The sequence below is a fragment of the Candidatus Thiosymbion oneisti genome, from assembly GCF_900092655.1.
Taxonomy (GTDB): domain Bacteria; phylum Pseudomonadota; class Gammaproteobacteria; order Chromatiales; family Chromatiaceae; genus Thiosymbion; species Thiosymbion oneisti.
In genome coordinates, this window is sequence record NZ_FLUY01001078.1 from 1 (window position 1) to 242 (window position 242).

1 pseudogene is annotated in these 242 nt (G+C 57.9%); it reads right to left on the reverse strand.

The features are described 5' to 3' along the window. A pseudogene (locus tag BQ17_RS10945) lies at nt 1–222 on the reverse strand (IS5/IS1182 family transposase); the annotation flags it as partial. Nucleotides 223–242: the final 20 nt, after the last annotated feature.

Genomic DNA, 242 nt, shown 5'->3' on the forward strand with positions numbered 1-242 from the left:
GCCCACGTGGTTTTCCTGCTCGTCATTGGTATCAAGGTCCTGCGTGTAGGCTTCCAGATCACGTGCGATCTTCTTCAATTGCGCTTCCAAGCGCTTCTTGGTTGTGATGCTGGCGTCACTGGCGCTCGCATGGAAAAACGAGCCGTCGATGGCGATGGTTTCTCTACCCACCAGATCCAGCTCGCGGCACAACACAACGAAATCTCGGTTCGCCGCGCGCACGGCGTTCCCGTTGACCCGTC